18 protein-coding genes and 1 pseudogene are annotated in these 18946 nt (G+C 53.5%); 6 read left to right on the top strand and 13 right to left on the bottom strand.

Annotation, left to right across the window (positions count from 1 at the left end; all coding sequences use genetic code 11):
• Positions 1-65 precede the first annotated feature (65 nt).
• The 5 genes from HMPREF3107_RS07785 to HMPREF3107_RS07765 all read right to left on the bottom strand — a co-directional run bounded on the left by HMPREF3107_RS07785 (position 66) and on the right by HMPREF3107_RS07765 (position 4436).
• On the bottom strand, positions 66-983 hold the full coding sequence (locus HMPREF3107_RS07785) for a WG repeat-containing protein (RefSeq protein WP_070454794.1): 918 nt from the start codon (positions 981-983) through the stop codon (positions 66-68).
• Between the two features lie 73 nt (positions 984-1056).
• Positions 1057-2124 (bottom strand): pseudouridine synthase, encoded by a 1068-nt coding sequence (locus HMPREF3107_RS07780; RefSeq protein WP_070454793.1) that lies wholly within the window; start codon positions 2122-2124, stop codon positions 1057-1059.
• Positions 2125-2230: 106 nt separating this feature from the next.
• Positions 2231-2848, bottom strand: coding sequence for an SMC-Scp complex subunit ScpB (locus HMPREF3107_RS07775; RefSeq protein WP_070454813.1), 618 nt, complete (start codon positions 2846-2848; stop codon positions 2231-2233).
• Positions 2849-2920: 72 nt separating this feature from the next.
• Positions 2921-3655 carry a DNA repair protein RecO gene (recO, locus tag HMPREF3107_RS07770; RefSeq protein WP_070454792.1) on the bottom strand — a complete coding sequence of 245 codons (735 nt, stop codon included), beginning with the start codon at positions 3653-3655 and terminating at the stop codon, positions 2921-2923.
• Between the two features lie 58 nt (positions 3656-3713).
• Positions 3714-4436 carry a hypothetical protein gene (locus tag HMPREF3107_RS07765; RefSeq protein WP_070454791.1) on the bottom strand — a complete coding sequence of 241 codons (723 nt, stop codon included), beginning with the start codon at positions 4434-4436 and terminating at the stop codon, positions 3714-3716.
• Between the two features lie 65 nt (positions 4437-4501).
• Here HMPREF3107_RS07765 and HMPREF3107_RS07760 point away from each other — a divergent pair, with 65 nt between their 5' ends.
• The 4 genes from HMPREF3107_RS07760 to HMPREF3107_RS07745 all read left to right on the top strand — a co-directional run bounded on the left by HMPREF3107_RS07760 (position 4502) and on the right by HMPREF3107_RS07745 (position 7607).
• The gene (locus tag HMPREF3107_RS07760) at positions 4502-4750 is read left to right on the top strand and encodes an NGO1151 family protein (protein WP_049250219.1); all 249 of its coding nucleotides are present in this window, start codon (positions 4502-4504) and stop codon (positions 4748-4750) included.
• A gap of 57 nt (positions 4751-4807) precedes the next feature.
• A complete protein-coding gene (locus HMPREF3107_RS07755) occupies positions 4808-5611 on the top strand; it encodes a basic amino acid ABC transporter substrate-binding protein (RefSeq protein ID WP_070454790.1) in 804 nt (267 codons plus the stop codon).
• Positions 5612-5743: 132 nt separating this feature from the next.
• Positions 5744-7003: a DUF945 family protein gene (locus HMPREF3107_RS07750; RefSeq protein ID WP_070454789.1), complete on the top strand. Its 1260-nt coding sequence runs from the start codon at positions 5744-5746 to the stop codon at positions 7001-7003.
• A 232-nt stretch (positions 7004-7235) separates the two neighbouring features.
• On the top strand, positions 7236-7607 hold the full coding sequence (locus HMPREF3107_RS07745) for a hypothetical protein (RefSeq protein WP_070454788.1): 372 nt from the start codon (positions 7236-7238) through the stop codon (positions 7605-7607).
• 125 nt (positions 7608-7732) lie between these two features.
• Here the strand turns inward: HMPREF3107_RS07745 and rho are convergent, their stop codons facing one another.
• Positions 7733-8992: a transcription termination factor Rho gene (gene rho, locus HMPREF3107_RS07740; RefSeq protein ID WP_003771621.1), complete on the bottom strand. Its 1260-nt coding sequence runs from the start codon at positions 8990-8992 to the stop codon at positions 7733-7735.
• Positions 8993-9462: 470 nt separating this feature from the next.
• Between rho and HMPREF3107_RS07735 the strand changes: the two genes are divergently transcribed.
• Entirely contained in the window at positions 9463-9990 is a 528-nt protein-coding gene (locus HMPREF3107_RS07735) for a cytochrome b (protein WP_070454787.1), read from the top strand.
• A 134-nt stretch (positions 9991-10124) separates the two neighbouring features.
• On the opposite strand, the gene HMPREF3107_RS07730 is transcribed toward HMPREF3107_RS07735, so the two are convergent.
• The 7 genes and pseudogenes from HMPREF3107_RS07730 to yajC form a co-directional block, all read right to left on the bottom strand.
• A complete protein-coding gene (locus tag HMPREF3107_RS07730) occupies positions 10125-10613 on the bottom strand; it encodes a GNAT family N-acetyltransferase (protein ID WP_070454786.1) in 489 nt (162 codons plus the stop codon).
• A gap of 149 nt (positions 10614-10762) precedes the next feature.
• Positions 10763-11899: a 5-(carboxyamino)imidazole ribonucleotide synthase gene (locus tag HMPREF3107_RS07725; RefSeq protein WP_070454785.1), complete on the bottom strand. Its 1137-nt coding sequence runs from the start codon at positions 11897-11899 to the stop codon at positions 10763-10765.
• 206 nt (positions 11900-12105) lie between these two features.
• Positions 12106-12393: pseudogene (locus HMPREF3107_RS07720) on the bottom strand (GIY-YIG nuclease family protein).
• 226 nt (positions 12394-12619) lie between these two features.
• Complete coding sequence (gene trpE, locus HMPREF3107_RS07715; protein WP_070454784.1) at positions 12620-14095, bottom strand: anthranilate synthase component I; 1476 nt, start codon at positions 14093-14095, stop codon at positions 12620-12622.
• Between the two features lie 287 nt (positions 14096-14382).
• Positions 14383-15318 carry a protein translocase subunit SecF gene (gene secF, locus HMPREF3107_RS07705; protein WP_041961431.1) on the bottom strand — a complete coding sequence of 312 codons (936 nt, stop codon included), beginning with the start codon at positions 15316-15318 and terminating at the stop codon, positions 14383-14385.
• A gap of 2 nt (positions 15319-15320) precedes the next feature.
• A complete protein-coding gene (gene secD / locus HMPREF3107_RS07700) occupies positions 15321-17168 on the bottom strand; it encodes a protein translocase subunit SecD (protein WP_070454782.1) in 1848 nt (615 codons plus the stop codon).
• 74 nt (positions 17169-17242) lie between these two features.
• A complete protein-coding gene (gene yajC, locus HMPREF3107_RS07695) occupies positions 17243-17542 on the bottom strand; it encodes a preprotein translocase subunit YajC (protein WP_070454781.1) in 300 nt (99 codons plus the stop codon).
• Between the two features lie 233 nt (positions 17543-17775).
• Between yajC and HMPREF3107_RS07690 the strand changes: the two genes are divergently transcribed.
• Complete coding sequence (locus HMPREF3107_RS07690; RefSeq protein ID WP_070454780.1) at positions 17776-18753, top strand: class 1 fructose-bisphosphatase; 978 nt, start codon at positions 17776-17778, stop codon at positions 18751-18753.
• The last annotated feature ends 193 nt before the right edge of the window (positions 18754-18946 follow it).

The following is an 18946-nucleotide window of genomic DNA, read 5'->3' as shown; positions in this document are numbered from 1 at the left end:
TAAGGGAAAGGCCGTCTGAAAGTAGGATGTTGTTTTCAGACGGCCAGTTGGGGCGGGTTGGTTAATCAGTCTTTTTCAGCCTGTCCGGAAGGGCTTATTTTCCAGTGTTGCCCCTGCGCGTCTGTTGCACGGCCGTATATGCGTTTGTCTATCTCTTCCGCCAGCGGCGAGGCGGCGGTGAAGCGCGCGGGCTGGACGATTTTGCCTTGGCGGTCGATATAGCCGTAGCGGGTGTTTTTATCGTGTTGCCCGTCGGAACGGTTGGACAATATCGCCAAGCCGTGCCGGAAATCGGAAATATGGCCGAGCGAGGGCTGCAGGATTTGGCGGCCTTTGCCGTCGGCCAGCCCCCATTTGCCGTTTTGTTTGAACGGCAGGCGGTTTTCGGCAAGCGGGCCGACATCTTGATAACGCGGGGCAATCAGGACGCGCCCTTTCAAATCGGCAATGCCCCATTTGCCGTTCTGCCGCACTTGGAGGTGGGTGAGGCGGTAATGTTCGTACCCCGGGCGGATTTGCTGCCACACGAATGGGGCGGATACGGCGGGTGTGCCGTTCGGTCTGATTTCTATCAGGCCGTAGCCGCCGTTTCGTTTGGCGGCGGCATATTGGCGGTTGACGGAGTCGATGTCTTCGTATTCAAACGGCAGTATGGTTTGACCGTCGCTATCCGTCATCCCCCATTTGCCGTTTGAATTTTGCAGGATGTAGCCGTAGGGTTCGGCGCATTTTGCGTTGCGGTAAGCGGTGTCGGAGGCGGCGCGGCCGTCGGGGAAAACGATGCGGAACGAGCCGCTGCGTCGGACCAGATAGGAGTGCGGCGGTTGTTTGTCGAAGCGGAAGCCGTCTTGCTGCATTGTGTGCGTGCGGCAGACGGTTTCCTTTAAAGTGTAGCCGGCCGGCGCCGTCAGCGGGCGGATGGAGAAAGCGGAAACGGCGGCAGACGGCAACAGGATGCAGAGGCTTAATAATATTTTGGTCATGTTCGCTACTTGGTGGAAGATGGATTGAAGGCCGTCTGAAAATAAAGCAGACGACCGGGTGTTTCAGACGGCCTTATCTGCGCCGCCGCTCTCCGGGCAGACCCATATCGGCCCATTTCACAATGTTGGCCACTTCGGCCGGATTCAGTTCGTAAAACTGGCCGCGCTTCAGGCGGTTGGGCAGGCCGATAGGGCCGAAGCCGATGCGGACCAGTCGGCTGACCGTCAAATCGAAGTATTCGAATATGCGCCGTACTTCGCGGTTGCGGCCTTCTTTAATCACGACGTTGTACCATTTGTTTACGCCTTCGCCGCCTTGTTCGCGGATGCGCTCCACTTTGGCCAAGCCGTCTTCGAGCATGATGCCTTCTTCGGTCAGCATCCGCATTTGTTCGGTCGTCAGGCCGCCCAGCGTGCGCACCGCATATTCGCGTTCCACCTCGAAGCGCGGATGGGCGAAACGCTGCACCAGTTCGCCCGATGTAGTCAGAATCAGCAGGCCGCTGGTGTTGATGTCCAAGCGGCCGATGGCGACCCAGCGGCTGCTGGCGGCCTGCGGCAGGCGGTCGAAGATGCTGACGCGGCCTTGCGGGTCGTCGCGGGAGACGATTTCGCCTTCTTGTTTGTAATACAGGATGATGCGCGGCAGGCGGTCTGCCCATTTGAGTTTGATGATGTTGCCTTTAACCAGCACTTGGTCGTCGGGCGTGATTTTGTCGCCCAGTTGCGCGGTTTTTCCGTTGACCGTTACCCAGCCGTTGTTAATCCAATCTTCCATTTCGCGGCGCGAACCAACGCCTGAGGCGGCCAGCACTTTTTGCAGGCGTTCGGGTTCCATGCGCGACAAATCGCTGCGGCGTTCTTTCAAATCGCGCGCGCGTTCCATGATTTTGCGGTTCGGGTTGCGGACGACCAGTTTTTTGGCTTTGGCGGCATGCTGCTTCGGTGCTTCTGTGCGGTTTTCAAAACGGTTTGACGTTTTGTTTTCAGACGGCCTCTGCACGGCGGCACGGCCTGATGCAGGCTTTTCAGACGGCCTTTTTGCCTTTGCTGCCGTGTTTTCAGACGGCCTGCGGCTGTTTTTCGGTTTGGCGGACACGCCGTCGCGCCATTGTCGTTTGCTGATTGTTTTTTTGGTCATAATGTTCTCCAACCCGCCGGACGGCGGGTTCTTCTGCGGCTTGCGCGGCAGGATGGGTTAAAAATAGTTTTGGTGGGTATCTTGGGACGGATGCGGATTTTGCCGGTTATGGTTCTTTCTCCGACTGTGTATCCCAAGCCGAATCGGACTCATTGTCTTCCTGTTCCGTTGAGCCGTCTTGGGGAAACGCTTCGGGCAGGACGAGTTCGCCCAATTCGGTCAGCGGCGGCAGTTGTTCCAGCGTTTCCAGCTGCAGGTCGCTCAAAAAGGCGGGTGTGGTTGCCCACAGGGCGGGGCGGCCTATGCTGTCGCGGTGGCCGATGACTTCTATCCAGCCGCGGTCTTGCAAGGTTTGCATGATGTTTTGCGAAACGGCCACGCCGCGTATGTTTTCGATGTCGCCGCGCGTTACGGGCTGTTGGTAAGCGATGATGGCCAGTGTTTCCATTACGGCGCGGGAATATCGCGGCGCACGCTGTTCCTGCAGGCTGCCGAGCCGTTCGAATGCGGCTTGCGCAATTTGGAACCGCCAGCCTTCATGGGTATGTACCAGTTGCAGGGCGCGGTTTTGCCAGCGGGTTTTCAAGGTGGCCAGCACGTCTATGAGCTTGTCGGCCGACAGCGGCGGCACGCACAGTTCGCGCATGGTTTTTTCGCTCAGCGGTTCGGTTTGGGTCAGCAGGGCGGCTTCGATAAGCGTATCCGGGGGAAGCGTGTCATTCATGATGTTTTCGGTTTTCATACGGCCTTCCATATACACTCGGGGAGGCCGTCTGAAAAAAGGGTTTCCAGTGGCTCAGGCCGTCTGAAAAGCCTGTATTTGTTGCAGGATGCGGCGCGATTTGATGCCTTCCGGCAGGCGGAAGTCCAGCAGCATCCTGGTGATTTGCAATGCCTGTTGCAGGCTTTCGCCGTTGTCGAAACGGCCTGCGTGCAGTTGCAGCAGGGTGCTGCCGTTTGCGGTGATACCGTTTGCATTATTCGGTACCGATGCCAGCAATAGCGGGGCTTGTTCGGCTTGCAGCAGGTATTGCTTTTCCGCTTCTACGGCTGCTCCGTCGGCATCGTGCAGTAAGTCGGGGGCATAGCCCAGTTCGCTCAGCAGCCGCCATTCGAAGCGGCGCAGGGCGGCAACGTGGTTGTTTCGGGTGCAGATTTCCCGGTGTGCTTCGGCCAGCGCGTCGTATAGCTTTGGATGCGGGTCTTCGCGGGCGGTCAGTTTCCAAACCAGTTCGTTCAGGTACAGGCCGCTGAAGATGGCTCTGCCTTGCGGTTGGGGCCAGCCGCCCAGCCATTCGGCGCGGTGCAGGGTTTTGAGTTCGGTGTTGCCGTACCATGATGCGTCGATGGGGACAAACGGGATCAAGATGCCGCGCAGTTCGCTCTGCCTTTTGCGCGCGCTGCGTGCCAGCAGGGCGACGCGGCCGTAACGTCGGCTGAATACTTCGAGCCTCAGGCTGCTTTCACGCCAGGGTACGGCATTCAGCAGGAAAACGGGTTCGTGGTTGATGCGGTGGTTGCGGTCGGACATGGTGAGGACGAGGCCGTCTGAAAAGCGGTTTGCAGGTGTTTTTCAGACGGCCTTGCGGTTATTTGTTGTTGTATTTTACGTCGTATTTCAGTTCGGTAAGGACGTTTTTCAGGTTGTAGTCGAGGATGTCTTTCACCAATTCGGGCGTTTCCGAGGTAACGGCCTGATAAAGCTGTTGGTTCAAGTTGGCGGCCTGGCGGGTAATGGCGGTGCGGACGACTCCGTTTACGGCATCGGTCAGATGCGGCATCAGACGCTGCATCAGACGGTCGATCAATTCTTGTTCCGACAGGCAGAATACCGGGCGGTTGCCCGGTACGCCCTGCGGATTTAAGACGTTTACGTTGACGGGGATGTCGGCCGGGGCGGGCACGGCTTCGGTGCTGTCGGCATTTTCCTCCGGCTCTTCGGCAATAGGCGTTTGCGCGGATTGACGTTTGGGGTTCAGCCAGACGGCCTGCTTTTCCTGGATGTCTTCCGGTTTGATGTTGCCTTGCAGGGCGTTTTGCGCGTTCAGCCAGTCTTCTTCCAGCAGAACGGTGGTGTCGGTTTCGGTCAGCTCGCCGGCCAGTGCGGCATTGTGCCTGGCCTGCCAGCTTTTCAGATAATTTTTCATGACCTGCCGTTTGAATTCGGCATGCAGGTGGTGTTTTTTTTCTGTTGCTTGTATCGGTGCGGGAGCAGGGGCAGTGTGCGTTTCAGGCTGCTCAGACGGGCGGCTGTCGCGTTTGGCGCGCATTTGTTGTAGTTTTTTTTCCCATTCGGGTTGTTTGTTCGACATGGTTATATTCGTCAGTACGGCTTATAATGCCGCCCATTTTAACAGAATATAAGGAGTGTTCGGTGATGGAAGATATCGAACGTCGTTTGGAGTATTTGGAAGAGGCCAATGAGGCGTTGAAAATGCAGAACAAGGTGCTGGTTACGGCATTCAAAGGCATGCTCCGCGGATTGCCGGCAGAGCTTGCGCAAGATGTGGTGGAATCCGTGCAGCTGGCATTTGAAGATGCGGTAAATGAATTGGTTTACGAAGACAGCCCGCATGTCGATTTGTTTCATGACGTTACTTATGCGTTTTTTCGTGAAAAAGAGTAAATTCGTGCTAAAATAAAACGAAAGCCACTTTTAAAAATTAAGTAAAAGGAAACAAACATGAGCATGAAAAAATGGTTGGCAACAGCATTGGCTTGTTCCGCATTATTGACTGCCTGCGGCGGTCAGGGTCAAAACCAAAGCCAGGGTCAGGCATCGGCCCCGGCGGGTGCGCAAGGCAGCGAGAAGGTTTACCGTGTTGCTATGAATGCCGAATTTGCGCCGTTTGAATTTATGGACAGTGCAAACAATATCCAAGGCTTTGATGTCGATTTGGTCAATGCCATGGCTAAGGCGGGTAATTTTAAAGTTGAGTTTAAACATCAGCCGTGGGACAGTCTGTTCCCCGCATTGGGCAACGGCGATGTCGATATCCTGGCTTCTGCGGTAACCATTACCGACGACCGCAAACAAACCATGGATTTTTCCGATCCATATTACAAAATTACCCAAGTGATTTTGGTGCCGCAGGGTAAAACCATCAAATCGGTTGAAGATTTGAAACAGGTGAATAAAGTAGGCGTGGTAACCGGTACGACCGGTGATTTGGCTGCCAGCAAAACCCTCGGTTCGGACAGCACTAAAATTGCCCGTTTTGAAAACATTATTTTGGTGACCAAAGAGCTGGAAAACGGTGGCTTGGATGCGGTAATCAGCGACAGTGCGGTAATTGCCAACTACATCAAAAATAACGGCAGCAAAGGCTTTTCTATGGTTGAAATTCCCGATTTTACTGAGGAAAACTATGGATTTGCCGTGCGTAAAGGCGATGCCGCTACAGCCGCGATGTTGAACGACGCACTGAAAAAAGTACGCGAATCAGGCGAATACGATAAAATTACCGATAAATATTTTGCCAAATAAAAGGGCTGATTACCACGATGCTTGATCAAGGCCGTCTGAAAGAAATATTTTCAGACGGCCTTGTATGCTGAATAGTCAGGATGGTATAACAATCAAGCGGCACAGCCGAAATACTCAATTAAGGAATAAAGCATGAAAAAAACCGTTATTGCAACATTAGTCGGAATCGCCATCTTGGGAGGCGGAGCTGTCGGCGGCAGTGTTTATGCCGATAAAAAACTGAAGCAGGATTTTTATTTCCAAAACAATCCCAAAGCGGACAAACGTTTGAAGATCACGCTTAAAGAATTCGATATGGGCGTGATGTCTGGTAAAGCTTCGTGGACGGGCGAATTTATTCCCGATTTGTGTCATACGGAAGATAAATTCTCATTGCGCGGTGAGGACGTGATTACGCGCGGCCTGAGCGGTTACAACATGAAAAGCAAGCTTTATCTGGTTGTGGAAAATGGCAAAGAATTTCTCCTGTTCAACGGCGATACCGATATTTCTTGGGCAGGTGGATTCAACAGTAAGCTGACTGCTCCTGCAAGCTCGTATCAAAACAATGAGGAGGGGATAAAAGTTACTTGGGATGCTGTAACTTCCAATATTTCCGGCGGAAAAGCAGATCAACGCTATTATCTGAGCAAATTCGATTTTGACTCCCCCTCTGTTTCCATGCAAAACATCGCTGCTGAGGAAGGGAAATTCCTTGTGCAAATGAACAATTTGAAATACAGCACGGATACCATTATGGGCCAGGCTGTAAAGCCGCAGAACGGAACCGCGATTTTTTCTCTAGGCTCATTCAAAGTGGAGAGTCCGGACTTCAATTTGAAGGTAAATAATGTTAAGAGTGAAAGTGAGCAAACGATTAAAGACGGCAAGTTCACATTTGCCAGCCGTAACACTATTGGCGATATTGAGGTTAATCAGGCCAAGTTCGACCGCATACAGCAAAACTTCAGCCTGCAAGATTTGAACGGAGAGGCTATTGAACGTGCCAACGCCTTCTTGGCGAGAGAAGGGCAGGAGTGTCTGAGTGCGGAACAATCACAGGCTGAAATAAAAGAAATTGCCAAACTGCTGTTGAAATCCGGCCTCAAGGTGGACAGTAAAGGCAATCAGATTTACTTGGACGGCAGCATGGTGAAGGCCGATGCAGATGCCTCATTGCCACCTATTGCGTATGAAAACGACCAGCAGTTAGAGCAGGCCGTGATGGAAAAATTGAAGTACAACGCGGTTGTCGAGGTCGATAAGAAATTTATCGAAGGAATATTGAAGCTGATGGCTATTTACGGAATAGGCGATGGTTCAACCGATGTAGAGGCAACAGTGAAGGAATTGGCTACCGTGCTGGATGGCGAAGTTACGGCCGACAAGCTGATTGTCAAACGCAGTAAATAAGCAGGTTGGATTTCGTTTTAACTTTGCAAATCGACCGTCTGACTGACGAAAACTTTGTTTCAGACGGCCTATGCGAATAAAACTGGCTGCTTAATCGAATATGGTAATCTATGGCGGATTGATTTGATATTTACGATGCACGGGTTGCGGCAATCAGATTGCCCCGCTTCAGTGTCAAATTCCTCTGCTGTGGATGCCATATTTTTTATTTGAAAATAATGAAGGATATTTTGTGAAATCTTCAAAAATTATTTTGCTGTTGGCTTTAGGATGGTGCAGTTCGGCGTACGCTTCAGCGACTCAAAAATTACCCTTGGATGAGACAGGTTGTTTGTCTAAGCCTTTACAAATCAAGCGCGGCGGTGTGGTATATTATTTTGACAGCCCGACAGATACGGGTTTGTTGCTTTCATTTGAACCAATCAGTCCTGATGTGGTGGTGAAAAATCCGAAGGGCAAAAAGGTTGCATTGGAAGTGGGAAGGATAGGCGATAATGACGAAGGCGGATTTAGCTTTGCGGAAATCATAGATAAAGGACGTTACACCATTCACTTTCGGCGAGCGGGAAAAATAGAGTCTTTGTGCATTAACGGGGGGAGTTAGGAAGCATTGCGGCGGGCAGGCCGAAAAGCCCAAAGCGGCAGTTGCTAATCCGCTTATATTGTTTTTATTTCGAATCGCACATTGAATCGAAAGGCCGTCTGAAAATATTTCAGACGGCCTTTGCTTTATTTGCCCCGCATCAGTTCGAAGAAATCGTTGTTGTCCTTCGAGGCTTTGAGTTTGTCCACCAAAAATTCGGTGGCTTCCAAATCGTCCATCGGGTGCAGGAATTTCCGTAACAGCCACATGCGTTGCAATTGGTCGTTCGGCACCAGCAGTTCTTCCCGGCGCGTGCCGGATTTGTTGATGTTGATGGCGGGGAACAGGCGTTTTTCGGCCATGCGGCGGTCGAGATGCAGCTCCATATTGCCCGTGCCTTTAAATTCTTCGTAAATCACGTCGTCCATACGGCTGCCGGTTTCCACAAGTGCGGTGGCGATGATGGTCAGTGAGCCGCCTTCTTCAACATTACGGGCGGCACCGAAGAAGCGTTTGGGGCGGTGCAGGGCGTTGGCATCCACGCCGCCGGTCAGGATTTTGCCCGATGCGGGGACGACGGTGTTATAGGCGCGGGCAAGGCGGGTAATCGAATCAAGCAGGATGACCACGTCTTTTTTGTGCTCCACCATGCGCTTGGCTTTTTCAATCACCATTTCGGCCACTTGGACGTGGCGGGTGGCGGGTTCGTCGAAAGTGGAGGAGACGACTTCGCCGCGTACGGAACGGCTCATTTCGGTTACTTCTTCCGGGCGTTCGTCAATCAGCAGGACGATGAGTTCGGCATCCGGGTAGTTGGCGGTGATGGCATGGGCGATATTCTGCAGCATCACGGTTTTGCCCGATTTGGGCGGGGCAACCAAAAGTGCGCGCTGTCCGCGTCCGATCGGGGAGACGAGGTCGATGGCGCGGCTGGTGAGGTTTTCTTCCGCCTTGATGTCGCGTTCCAATTTGAATTGTTTGGTCGGGAAGAGCGGGGTAAGGTTTTCGAAGAGGATTTTGTGTTTGCAGACTTCGGGGTGGTCGCCGTTGATGGAATCGAGGCGGACGAGGGCAAAGTAGCGTTCGTCGTTTTTCGGTACGCGAACGGTGCCTTCGATGGTATCGCCGGTGTGGAGGTTGAAACGGCGGATTTGGTTGGGCGAGACGTAGATGTCGTCCGGGCCGGCGAGATATGAGGTGTCTGCACTGCGCAGGAAGCCGAAGCCATCGGGCAGGATTTCCAGGGTGCCGGAGCAGTTGAAATCTTCGCCTTGGCGCATCAATTGGCGGACGATGGCGAAAACCAAATCCTGTTTTCTCAGTCGGTTGGCGTTTTCGATGCCGAGTTGTTCGGCCTGTTCCAAAAGTTTGGAAATATGTTGGGTTTGTAGTTCGGAGACGTGCATAAGATTGTTTTTAGAGTCAGTATAAGCGGAAGGAAATACGGCGCGTGAGGCCGTCTGAAAAAAGTGGTCGGAGGGTAAATAGTGATGGTTTTGTATTTGGAAATATGGAAATTGAATTTTGAAAAATGGGAACCGCCGACGGAAGCGGCGGATTAGCGGCCTGCATTCTATGTAGTGTGGGGTGGGTTGTCAAGAAGGCCGTCTGAAAAATAACGGTGCCTCAAAAGCGTTGAAATGCCGTGGCGGCATTCGGTTCGGGCGGTATGTTTTCAGACGGCCTGTCGGGATAAGGATGCTATTGGGGTTGGCTGTAAAGTGATTAGCATCATTTTAGGTATTTGATTTTTGGTTTGGTTTACTAATGGGAAATGCAGTTTTACCGTACGGCAGGTTTGTTGTCGCCAAGATTTCCTTTACACTGCCTCCCTATCTACATATTTGATGAAAAACAAAATTTCAAAGGAACCTCCATGACACCTGATTCTTCCCGCTATTACGGTACCGTCAGCCGCCTGCTGCATTGGTTGATGGCTGCTTGTTTTGTTGTAATGCTGGTAACGGCAATTATTTGGAATCTGACCGAGGCCGACTGGGTCGGCAGTCTTTACGGCCTACATAAATCGTTTGGCTTTATTTTGATGGTGTTGATCGTCGTCCGTATCCTATGGGCGGCTGCCAATATGGGCAAACGCCCGCCCGCCGACAGTGCGGCGGCCAAGATGGGGCATTTGGCATTGTATGCGCTGATGTTGTTTGTGCCGCTGGTCGGCATGATTAGACAATACGGCAGCGGTCGCGGGCCGTTGAAGGTGTTTGGCTTGCAGGTGATGCAGGGTACGCCGGAAAAGGTTGAATGGATGGCGAATCTGGGCAATATGTTGCACGGTAAGATGGCTTGGCTGCTGTTTGTTTTGGTGGCGGGGCATATTGCGATGGTTATTGTGCACCGTATGCAGGGCAATGATGTGTTGCCGCGCATGTTGGGCTGCCGTTCGTAGCCTGCCACCCTGGTTTTGAAAAGGCCGTCTGAAAACCGGATTTCGGATTTTCAGACGGCCTTTTGTGATTTTTCTTAAGTATCGAGATTCATATTATTGCCTGGCCGGAATGTGAACGGAACGGGCGGGGCTTATCAGTCTTCCAGGTTTTTCCGCATCAGTTCGCAGCCTACGGTTACCGAGGGGTTGAGGCGCAGTTCGGCCTTGCCCAGCGAATCGTAACCGTTGAGGCGGTAGAAGCTGACCGAGTTGTTGGAGGCGTAAAGTTTGATAAAGCTCAGGCCGGCCTTGACGGCGAGCGTCTCCGCTTTATGCAGGAGGGCAGTGCCCAGCCCTTGGTTGTGGACGAAGGGATGGACGTACAGCGCATCCAGTTGCGCCTCTTTCAAATCAAGCTGGAAAAAGCCTTGAATGTTGCCCTTGTATTCGGCTACCCACAGTTCCCGTTTCGGATCGGACAGGGTTTCCAGATAGCTCTCGGGAGCCAGCAGTTCGCGCCATGCTTCCAGTATTTTAGGGCCGTAACCGTGGCGGCAGGTGTATTGCACGGCGTATTTATGAACATCATAAATATCGTCGCAGTCGGCAGGTTGTGCCGAACGCAGAAGGGTAAGGATGGCCATGGTGTTTCCTGTGTGTTTCGATTTTCAGACGGCCTCAGGATACGGAAATGTGTTTGAACTGTCTGAAAAAGGCCGTGCGCAAGCGTTTACGCATCGGCAGTACTGATTTTTCAGACGGCCCGGTTATGTTTTAGGCCGTCTGAAAAGATTTACAAAGCACTGTGCAGTTTTTGAGCGGCGGCAAATGCGTCGTCGGCATCGGAGGCCAAAACAGTGAAATGCCCCATTTTGCGGCCTTTCCGCGCGGCTTTTTTGCCGTAAAGGTGTAAATGTGCATTCGGACTGCTTTGCAACGGCAGCCAATTTGGTTCGCCGCCGTCTTCCTGCCAAACGTCGCCCAAAATATTCGCCATGCAGCATGAAGAAAGCAGCTTGGTATCGGCAGGCGGCAGGTTGCACATAATGCGTACCTGCTGCTGGAATTGGTCTGCAGCGCAGGCATCCAGCGTATGGTGGCCGGAATTGTGCGGGCGCGGGGCGATTTCGTTGACGACCAATTCATGCGTGTCGCCGACGACAAACATTTCCACCGCCAACACGCCAACATAGTCCAATTCGTCCGCCAAGCGTTGCGCCATCTGCCGCGCCTGTTGCTGCACGTCGGCACTCAGCCGCGCGGGGACGATGGAATAAGCCAAGATACCGTTTTCGTGGATATTTTCGGCGGGGTTGAAGGTTTGCACGTTTTCATTGTTCAGACGGCATACGATAACGGAAATTTCGCCGCGCAAATCCACCATTTTTTCTAAAACGCAATCCACGCCGCCGTGTTCGGCAAACGCGGCTTTGAGTTCGTCCACCGTTTTGACGCGGATTTGACCTTTGCCGTCGTAGCCCAACGTAGCCGTTTTCAGGATGCCGGGCAAAAATTGCGCGCTTTCTTCGCTGATGTCGTCTGAACGGCAAACCACTTGATACGGCGCGGTTTGTAGCCCCGCTTTGCGTATCCACGCTTTTTCCTGAATACGGTTTTGCGCGATGGCAACGCAGTCGCCACTGGGGGAAACGTTGGTATGTTTTGACAGAAAACGCATCGCGTCGGCATTGACGTTTTCAAATTCAGTGGTAACCGCCGCGCATTTTGCCAACTCATCTAAGGCGGCTTGGTCGTCAAACGGCGCGCACAAATGGCGGTCGGCAAATTCCGCCGCCGGCGCGTTCGGATCGGGGTCGAGAACGGTTACTTTATAGCCCATGGTTTTGGCGGCAACGGTAAACATTCTGCCTAATTGTCCGCCGCCGAGGATGCCGAGCATGGAAGGAGGGAGGATGGGGGAGGTGTTCATGGTGTTTTAATCTGTCTGTGTTCTGCTGTTTATTTCAGGTCGTCTGAAACCGTTAATCCGTCATTCCCGCGCAGGCGGGAATCCAGAGGGTAAATACCCTGCAATGTTTAAAGATTCCTGAAACCTAAAAGTCTGGATTCCCGCCTGCGCGGGAATGACGAAATTCAAGGGGTGCCAGGGTGAATTTACATGTTTTGAAACGATGGTTATTTAATGATTTCAAACCATAAATCCTGCCAACCTGGATTTTTCTCTTCGATAAGGCGCAGCTTCCATTGCCGATTCCATTTTTTCAGTTGCTTTTCCCTGGTAATGGCGTGTTCCATTGTGGAATGCATTTCGTACCAAACCAACATGGTTACATGATGCTGATTTGTAAATCCTTGTGCCAAATGTTCTCTATGTTAGTAAACACGTTGGGTGAGATTGGATGTTACACCGATATACAGCGTTCCGTTTCGTTGGCTGGCGAGTATATAAACGGCAGGTTGCATCATGTTTCCGCAAAAAACTTTAATCCGTCATTCCCGCGCAGGCGGCAATCCAGGCCTCAATCTTTCAGAAATATCTTAGAGATTCCCGTAATTTCAAATTTCTGGATTCCCGCCTGCGCGGGAATGATGCAGTAAAGGTCGCTGTTCTAATCAAACGATTGCTGCTTATTGTTTGGATTTTCAGACGGCCTGTTGATTCCTTAAAGGCCGTCTGAAAACGTCAAGTCTACCTATCCAACCCTTCCTGCACCATCTGCGCCGCCCGAACCACCGCTCGGGCTTTGTTCTGCGTTTCCTGCCATTCGGAGGTCGGATCGGAGTCGGCGACGATGCCTGCGCCGCTTTGAACGTATAGCGTGTTGTTTTTCACCACGGCGGTGCGGATGGCGATGGCCAAATCCATGTCGTTGTTGAAGCCCCATACGCCGACGGCGCCGCCGTAGATACCGCGTTTGCTCGGTTCGACTTCTTCGATGATTTCCATGGCGCGGACTTTGGGTGCGCCGGAGAGTGTGCCGGCGGGGAATGTGGCGGCGAGGATGTCCATGTTGGTAATGCCCTCTTTCAGACGGCCTTCGACGTTGGAAACGATGTGCATCACATGGGAGTATTTTTCAATCACCATTTTGTCGGTTACGTTGACTTCGCCTGTTTTGCTGATGCGGCCGACGTCGTTGCGTCCTAAATCGATAAGCATGACGTGTTCGGCGATTTCTTTGGCGTCGCTTAATAAGTCTTGTTCGTTGGCAAGGTCTTCGGCGGGGGTTTTGCCGCGCAGTCGCGTGCCGGCGATGGGGCGGACGATGACGTCGTCGCGTTCGCGGCGGACGAGGATTTCGGGCGAGGAACCGACGATGTGGAAATCGCCGAAATCGTAGTAAAAGAGATAAGGCGAAGGGTTGAGCGTGCGCAGGGCGCGGTAGAGGGCGAGCGGGCTGTCGGTGAATTCCATGCTCATGCGCTGGCTGGGGACGACCTGCATGCAGTCGCCTGCGAAAATGTAGTCTTTGATTTTATCGACGCAGGCTTTGAACGGCTCTTCGCCGAACTCGCTGACGGCTTCGGTGTGTTTGCTGCCGAGCGAGAGTGGGATAGCGCAGCTTTGGCGCAACTGGGTGCGGATGTCTTCGAGGCGTTCGCGGGCGCGTTCGTAGCCGTCGGGCTGCGAGGGATCGGCGTAAACGATGAGGTGGATTTTACCGCTCAAATTGTCGATAACCGCCAACTCTTGCGACAGCATCAGCAAGATGTCGGGCGTGCCGAGCGGATCGGCTTTGGCGGTATTTTTCAGGCGGTGGGCGAAGTGTTCGAAATTGTAGATGGTTTCGTAACCGAAGTAGCCGACCAGTCCGCCGGTAAAGCGCGGCAGGCTTGGGATTTCGGGCGTTTTGAAGCGGTTGTGGAAGGCTTCGATAAAAGGCAGCGGGTTGCCGTCGTATTGCTCGACGATTTCGCCGTTTTGATAAACATCGACATGTTTGCCGCTGGCTTTGAGATAGTGGCTGCAAGGCAGGCCGATAAAGGAATAGCGGCCGAAACGTTCGCCGCCGACAACGGATTCGAGCAGATAGGTATAGGGGCGGTTGGCGAGTTTGAGATAAAGGGAAAGCGGCGTATCCAAGTCGGCAAGGAGTTCTTGCACGAGCGGGATACGGTTGTAGCCTTCGGCGGCTTGGGCTTGATATTCTTGTTTGCTGATCATGTTTCACTCCGTTGAAGCGGATGTTTCAGACGGCCTGGCAATACAGTGCGGACGAACCCGATTATGGTTTCAGCGCGGTGGTACTTCGCCACGCTATTCGAACCGGCTTTGATTGGCAGCCGGGTATCGTCAAGCGCGGTTATCCGTTCAACGTGCAATGGATGTTAAAAAATGTGAAGAGTATAACAGTTTATCGCTTGGTGGTGAATGAGGCCGTCTGAAAGGAAAAGGCCGTCTGAAAAACGGATGATTCCTTTTCAGACGGCCTTCGTATACGGCCGGCCGTTTTAGACGACGGCTTCTTCTTTTTTCTCTCTGACGCGGCCGATGTTCTCACGGCTGAGGCCGAATAACAGCAGCAGCGGGCTGGCGACGAGTACGGAAGAATAAACGCCGAAGACGATGCCGATGGTCAGTGCCATGGAGAAACCGTGCAGTGCCGCACCGCCGAACAGAAGCATGGAAACAACCATAGCCTCGGTGGAGCCGTGGGTAATGACGGTACGGCTCATGGTGGCGGTAATGGCGTTGTCGATGACTTCAGGCACGGTGTGGTTACGCATTGCGCCTTTGCGGAAGTTTTCGCGGATACGGTCAAACACGACCACCGATTCGTTTACGGAATAACCCAGCACCGCCAGCACGCCCGCCAATACGGTCAGGGAAAATTCCCATTGGAAGAGGGCGAAACAGCCGAGGATGATGATGACGTCGTGCATGTTGGCGATGATGGCCGAGACGGCGAAACGCCATTCGAAACGCATCGACAGGTAGATAATGATGCCGACCACCACCATGCCCAATGCAATCAGGCCGTTATGCACCAATTCGTCGCCGACTTGCGGGCCGATGAATTCCACTTGGCGCAGTTTGGCCGAGGCATCCTGTTTCTTCAGGATGTCCATGGTTTGGTTGGAAAGCTGGGCCGATGTGGTACCTGCTTTGTTCGGCAGGCGGATCATCAAGTGTTTGTTGGTTCCCAATGCCTGAACCTGAATTTCGCCCAGTTGCAGGCTGTTTAGGCTATCGCGCACTTTATCGACTTCCGCGGCTTGCGCGTATTCGACTTCCATAACCGTGCCGCCGGTGAATTCCACCGAATAGTTCAGGCCTTTTGTTGCAAGGAAAAATACGGCGAGTATGAAGGTGGCCAACGAGATGAATGTCGTCAGCTTGCCGTATTTCATAAACGGGATATCGCGTTTGAAACGGAACAGTTCCATGGTTACTCCTTATCCGCAGCCACGGCCGGTTTGATATCGCCGCCGATGGAGATGCTTTGCAGTTTGCGTTTGCGTCCGTACCACAAATTGACGAACATACGCGATACGACGACCGACGAGAACATCGAGGTCAGGATGCCCAGACAGTGCACCACGGCAAAGCCGCGCACCGGGCCGGAGCCGAACAGCAGCAGGGCGATGCCGGCAATCAGCGAGGTAATGTTGGAATCGACAATGGTGTCCCAAGCATGTTTGTAGCCCTCAAAGATTGCGGCTTGCGGTTTGGCACCGTCGCGCAGTTCTTCGCGGATACGTTCGTTAATCAACACGTTGGAGTCGATTGCCATGCCCAGCGTCAATGCCATGGCGGCGATGCCCGGCAGGGTCAGGGTGGCGCCGAGGAAAGACAGGGCGGCAACCAGCAGCAGGATGTTGGCGACCAGCGCAATCACGGAAAACACACCCATCAGGCGGTAGTAAACCACCATAAACAGGGCGACGGCGGCAAAACCCCACAGAGTGGAATCCACGCCTTTTTTGATGTTTTCCGCACCGAGCGAGGCGCCGATGGTGCGCTCTTCGACGATTTCCATCGGCGCGGCCAGCGAACCGGCACGCAGCAGCAGGGAAATATCTTCCGCTTCGGCGAACGACATGCTGCCGGAAATAATCGTTTTGCCGCCCGGAATCGGTTCGTTGATTTGCGGTGCGGTGACGACTTCGGATTTACCTTGGTCGATTAGAACCATCGCCATGCGTTTGCCGACGTTGTTGCGCGTCAGGTCGGCAAAGATGCCGGCACCGGCGTTGTTGAAGCTGACGCTTACTCCGGGTTGGCCTGTTTCGTTGCGGTCGGGCTGTGCGTCGTCGATGTCTTCCCCGGTCAGCTCGACTTGCTTGCTAATCAGCAGGGGATGGGGCATATCGCCGGAAGTGTTCAGCAATTCGTAGCCCTCGGGTACGTTGCCGTCCAAGGCCGCCTGAAGGGCGTTGGTGTCGTCGCTCACCATGCGGACTTCCAGCGTGGCGGTACGTCCGATGATATCTTTGGCTTTGGCCGTGTCTTGCACGCCGGGCAGTTGCACGACGATGCGGTCTACACCCGCCTGCTGGATAATCGGTTCGGCTACGCCCAATTCGTTCACACGGTTGTGCAGGGTGTTGATGTTCTGCGCCACAGCCTGTTTGCGGATATTGTCCACGGCCTGTTCCGAAAGGGTGAGAATCAGGCGGCTGCCGTCGCTAGTGAGCGTGGCTTCGGGGAACATATTTTTAAGCGTCGGCAGGATTTTGTTCAGATCGGCTTCGTCTTGGAAGGGGACGGCCAGGCTGTTGTCGTTCTGCACGATGGTGCCGACGCGGATTTTTTCGCGGCGCAACTCGCGGCGGATGTCGCCGGCGTAGCGGTCGAATGTTTTCTGCATCGCGGCCTTCATGTCCACCTGCATGGTGAAATGTACGCCGCCGCGCAGGTCGAGGCCGAGGAACATCGGGTTGGCACGGATTTTCGCCATCCACTCGGGCGTGTTGGCGATTTGGTTGAGGGCGGTGATGTAGCCTTCGCCCAAGGTGCTTTCAATCACCGAACGCGCCTTCATTTGGGTTTGCGAATCTTTGAAACGCACTTTCAACGAGCCGTTGGCGATGAACATGCCGTCGTCGGGAATGTTGGCCATACGCAGGGCTTCGCTGACGCGCGCTTCGGTTTGGCTGTTGATGGCGAGGGATTGGCGGTTGGTCGAAATCTGCACCGCTAGGGTGTCGCCGAAGAAGTTCGGCAGGGTATAGAGCAGGCCCAGGCCGAGTATGGCGAGAACCAGCAGGTATTTCCACAAGGGATAACGGTTCATAATCAAACCTTCGGGATGAGGCCGTCTGAAAATCCGGTTTCAGACGGCCTGTTCGGAATCAATCTTCTGACGGCTTATGCATCGGTTCTTTTAGCCGCCACGGCATGGCGTTCCACTTCGACTTCGACGTTGCGCGCGATTTCGACAGTGAAGAATTTTTCGCCGACTTTGGTGATTTTGCCGGTAAAGCCGGAAGCCAGAATCACTTTGTCGCCGGTTTTCAGTTCGGTCAGCATGGCTTGGTGGGCTTTAAATTTTTTCTGCTGCGGACGCAGGATCAGAAAATAAAATACCACTAAAATCAATGCCAGCGGGGCAAACGACATCAATCCGCCGGGTTGTGCGGCATCTGCGGCATAAGTTAGTCCAATCATGGTTTCTATCCTTGGTTTGAGAAATGGCGGCGGCATGCTGTATGCCGCAGGAAACGGGGTATTTTAAAGGCCGACGGGATTTTTTCCAAGAAATTTCGCCTTTTGCCGCGGCAAAATCGGAAAAAAGGCGCGGATAAGTGCGGCAGCGGCTTGTTCAGGCCGTCTGAAAAGGGTATAAACGGCGGCTTCGATTGTTTCAGACGGCCTGAATGCCGAACCGATAGGGAGCAGCCATGAATACCACCTTCTCACAATTTTTACCCGAACACCTGCGCCGGCATAATCTGCCGCCCGAACTGGGTGAAACGGCGGCAACCGTCGTTTCCGCTTGCGTGCAGATCGGCCGGCTGGTGCGGCTGGGCGCGCTTGCGGGCGTGCTCGGTACGGCGGGCAGCGGCAACGTGCAGGGCGAAGAACAGAAAAAACTCGACGTGCTGGCCAATGATTTGCTGATAGACGCGCTGCGGCAGAACCCGCAGGTGGCGGGGTTGGCCAGCGAGGAAGAAGACAGCTTCGTGGCCTGTCATGAAAACGGCCGCTATCTGGTGCTGTTCGATCCTTTGGACGGTTCGTCCAACATCGATGTCAATATTTCCGTCGGCACGATTTTTTCCATCCTACCCAAGCCCGAAGGCGGGCTGGATACGGCCTCTTTCCTGCAAAGCGGCGAAAACCAGGCGGCGGCAGGCTATGTGCTGTACGGCCCGCAAACCCAGTTAGTGATTACCTTCAAGCACGGCGTGTACGTTTTCACTTTGAACGAAGGCGGCGATTTCGTCTTAACGCAACAAGAGCCGCAGGTTCCGGTGCAAACCAAAGAATTCGCTATCAACGCATCCAACCAACGCCATTGGCTGCCGCCCGTTCAGCAGTACGTTGCCGAACTTTTGGCAGGCGAAACCGGCGTGCGCGGCAAGAATTACAATATGCGCTGGGTGGCCAGCATGGTGGCCGAAGTGCACCGCATCCTGATGCGCGGCGGGGTGTTTATGTATCCGCAGGATAAGCGCGATCCGTCCAAACCGGGCAAGCTGCGCCTGATGTACGAAGCTAATCCGATGGCACTGATTATGCGGCAGGCGGGCGGGGCGGCCAGCAACGCCGTTCAAGATATTTTAAGCATCCGCCCGGAAGGTCTGCATCAGCGCGTCGCCGTGGTTTTGGGCAGCCGCGAAGAAGTGGATTATGTGAACAGCCTGCATCAAGGATAACGGTTGCGTCGGGCATAAAAAAGGCCGTCTGAAAATGGGGAAACCGGTTTTCAGACGGCCTTTGTTTGTGTGTCGAATTTAAGAATCCGGCTTGCGGCTGCTTGTCGCGCATCAATTTACATCAAATATCAGTTTTTTCTGCATCGGTTTCATCATTCATTACGAGACCTTTGCAAAATCCCCCCAAAATCCC

This window comes from Neisseria sp. HMSC31F04 (assembly GCF_001807735.1).
GTDB classification, from domain to species: Bacteria; Pseudomonadota; Gammaproteobacteria; order Burkholderiales; family Neisseriaceae; genus Neisseria; species Neisseria elongata.
The sequence above is the reverse complement of the archived record's forward strand: the minus strand, read 5'-3'. Positions and strand labels throughout refer to the sequence as shown.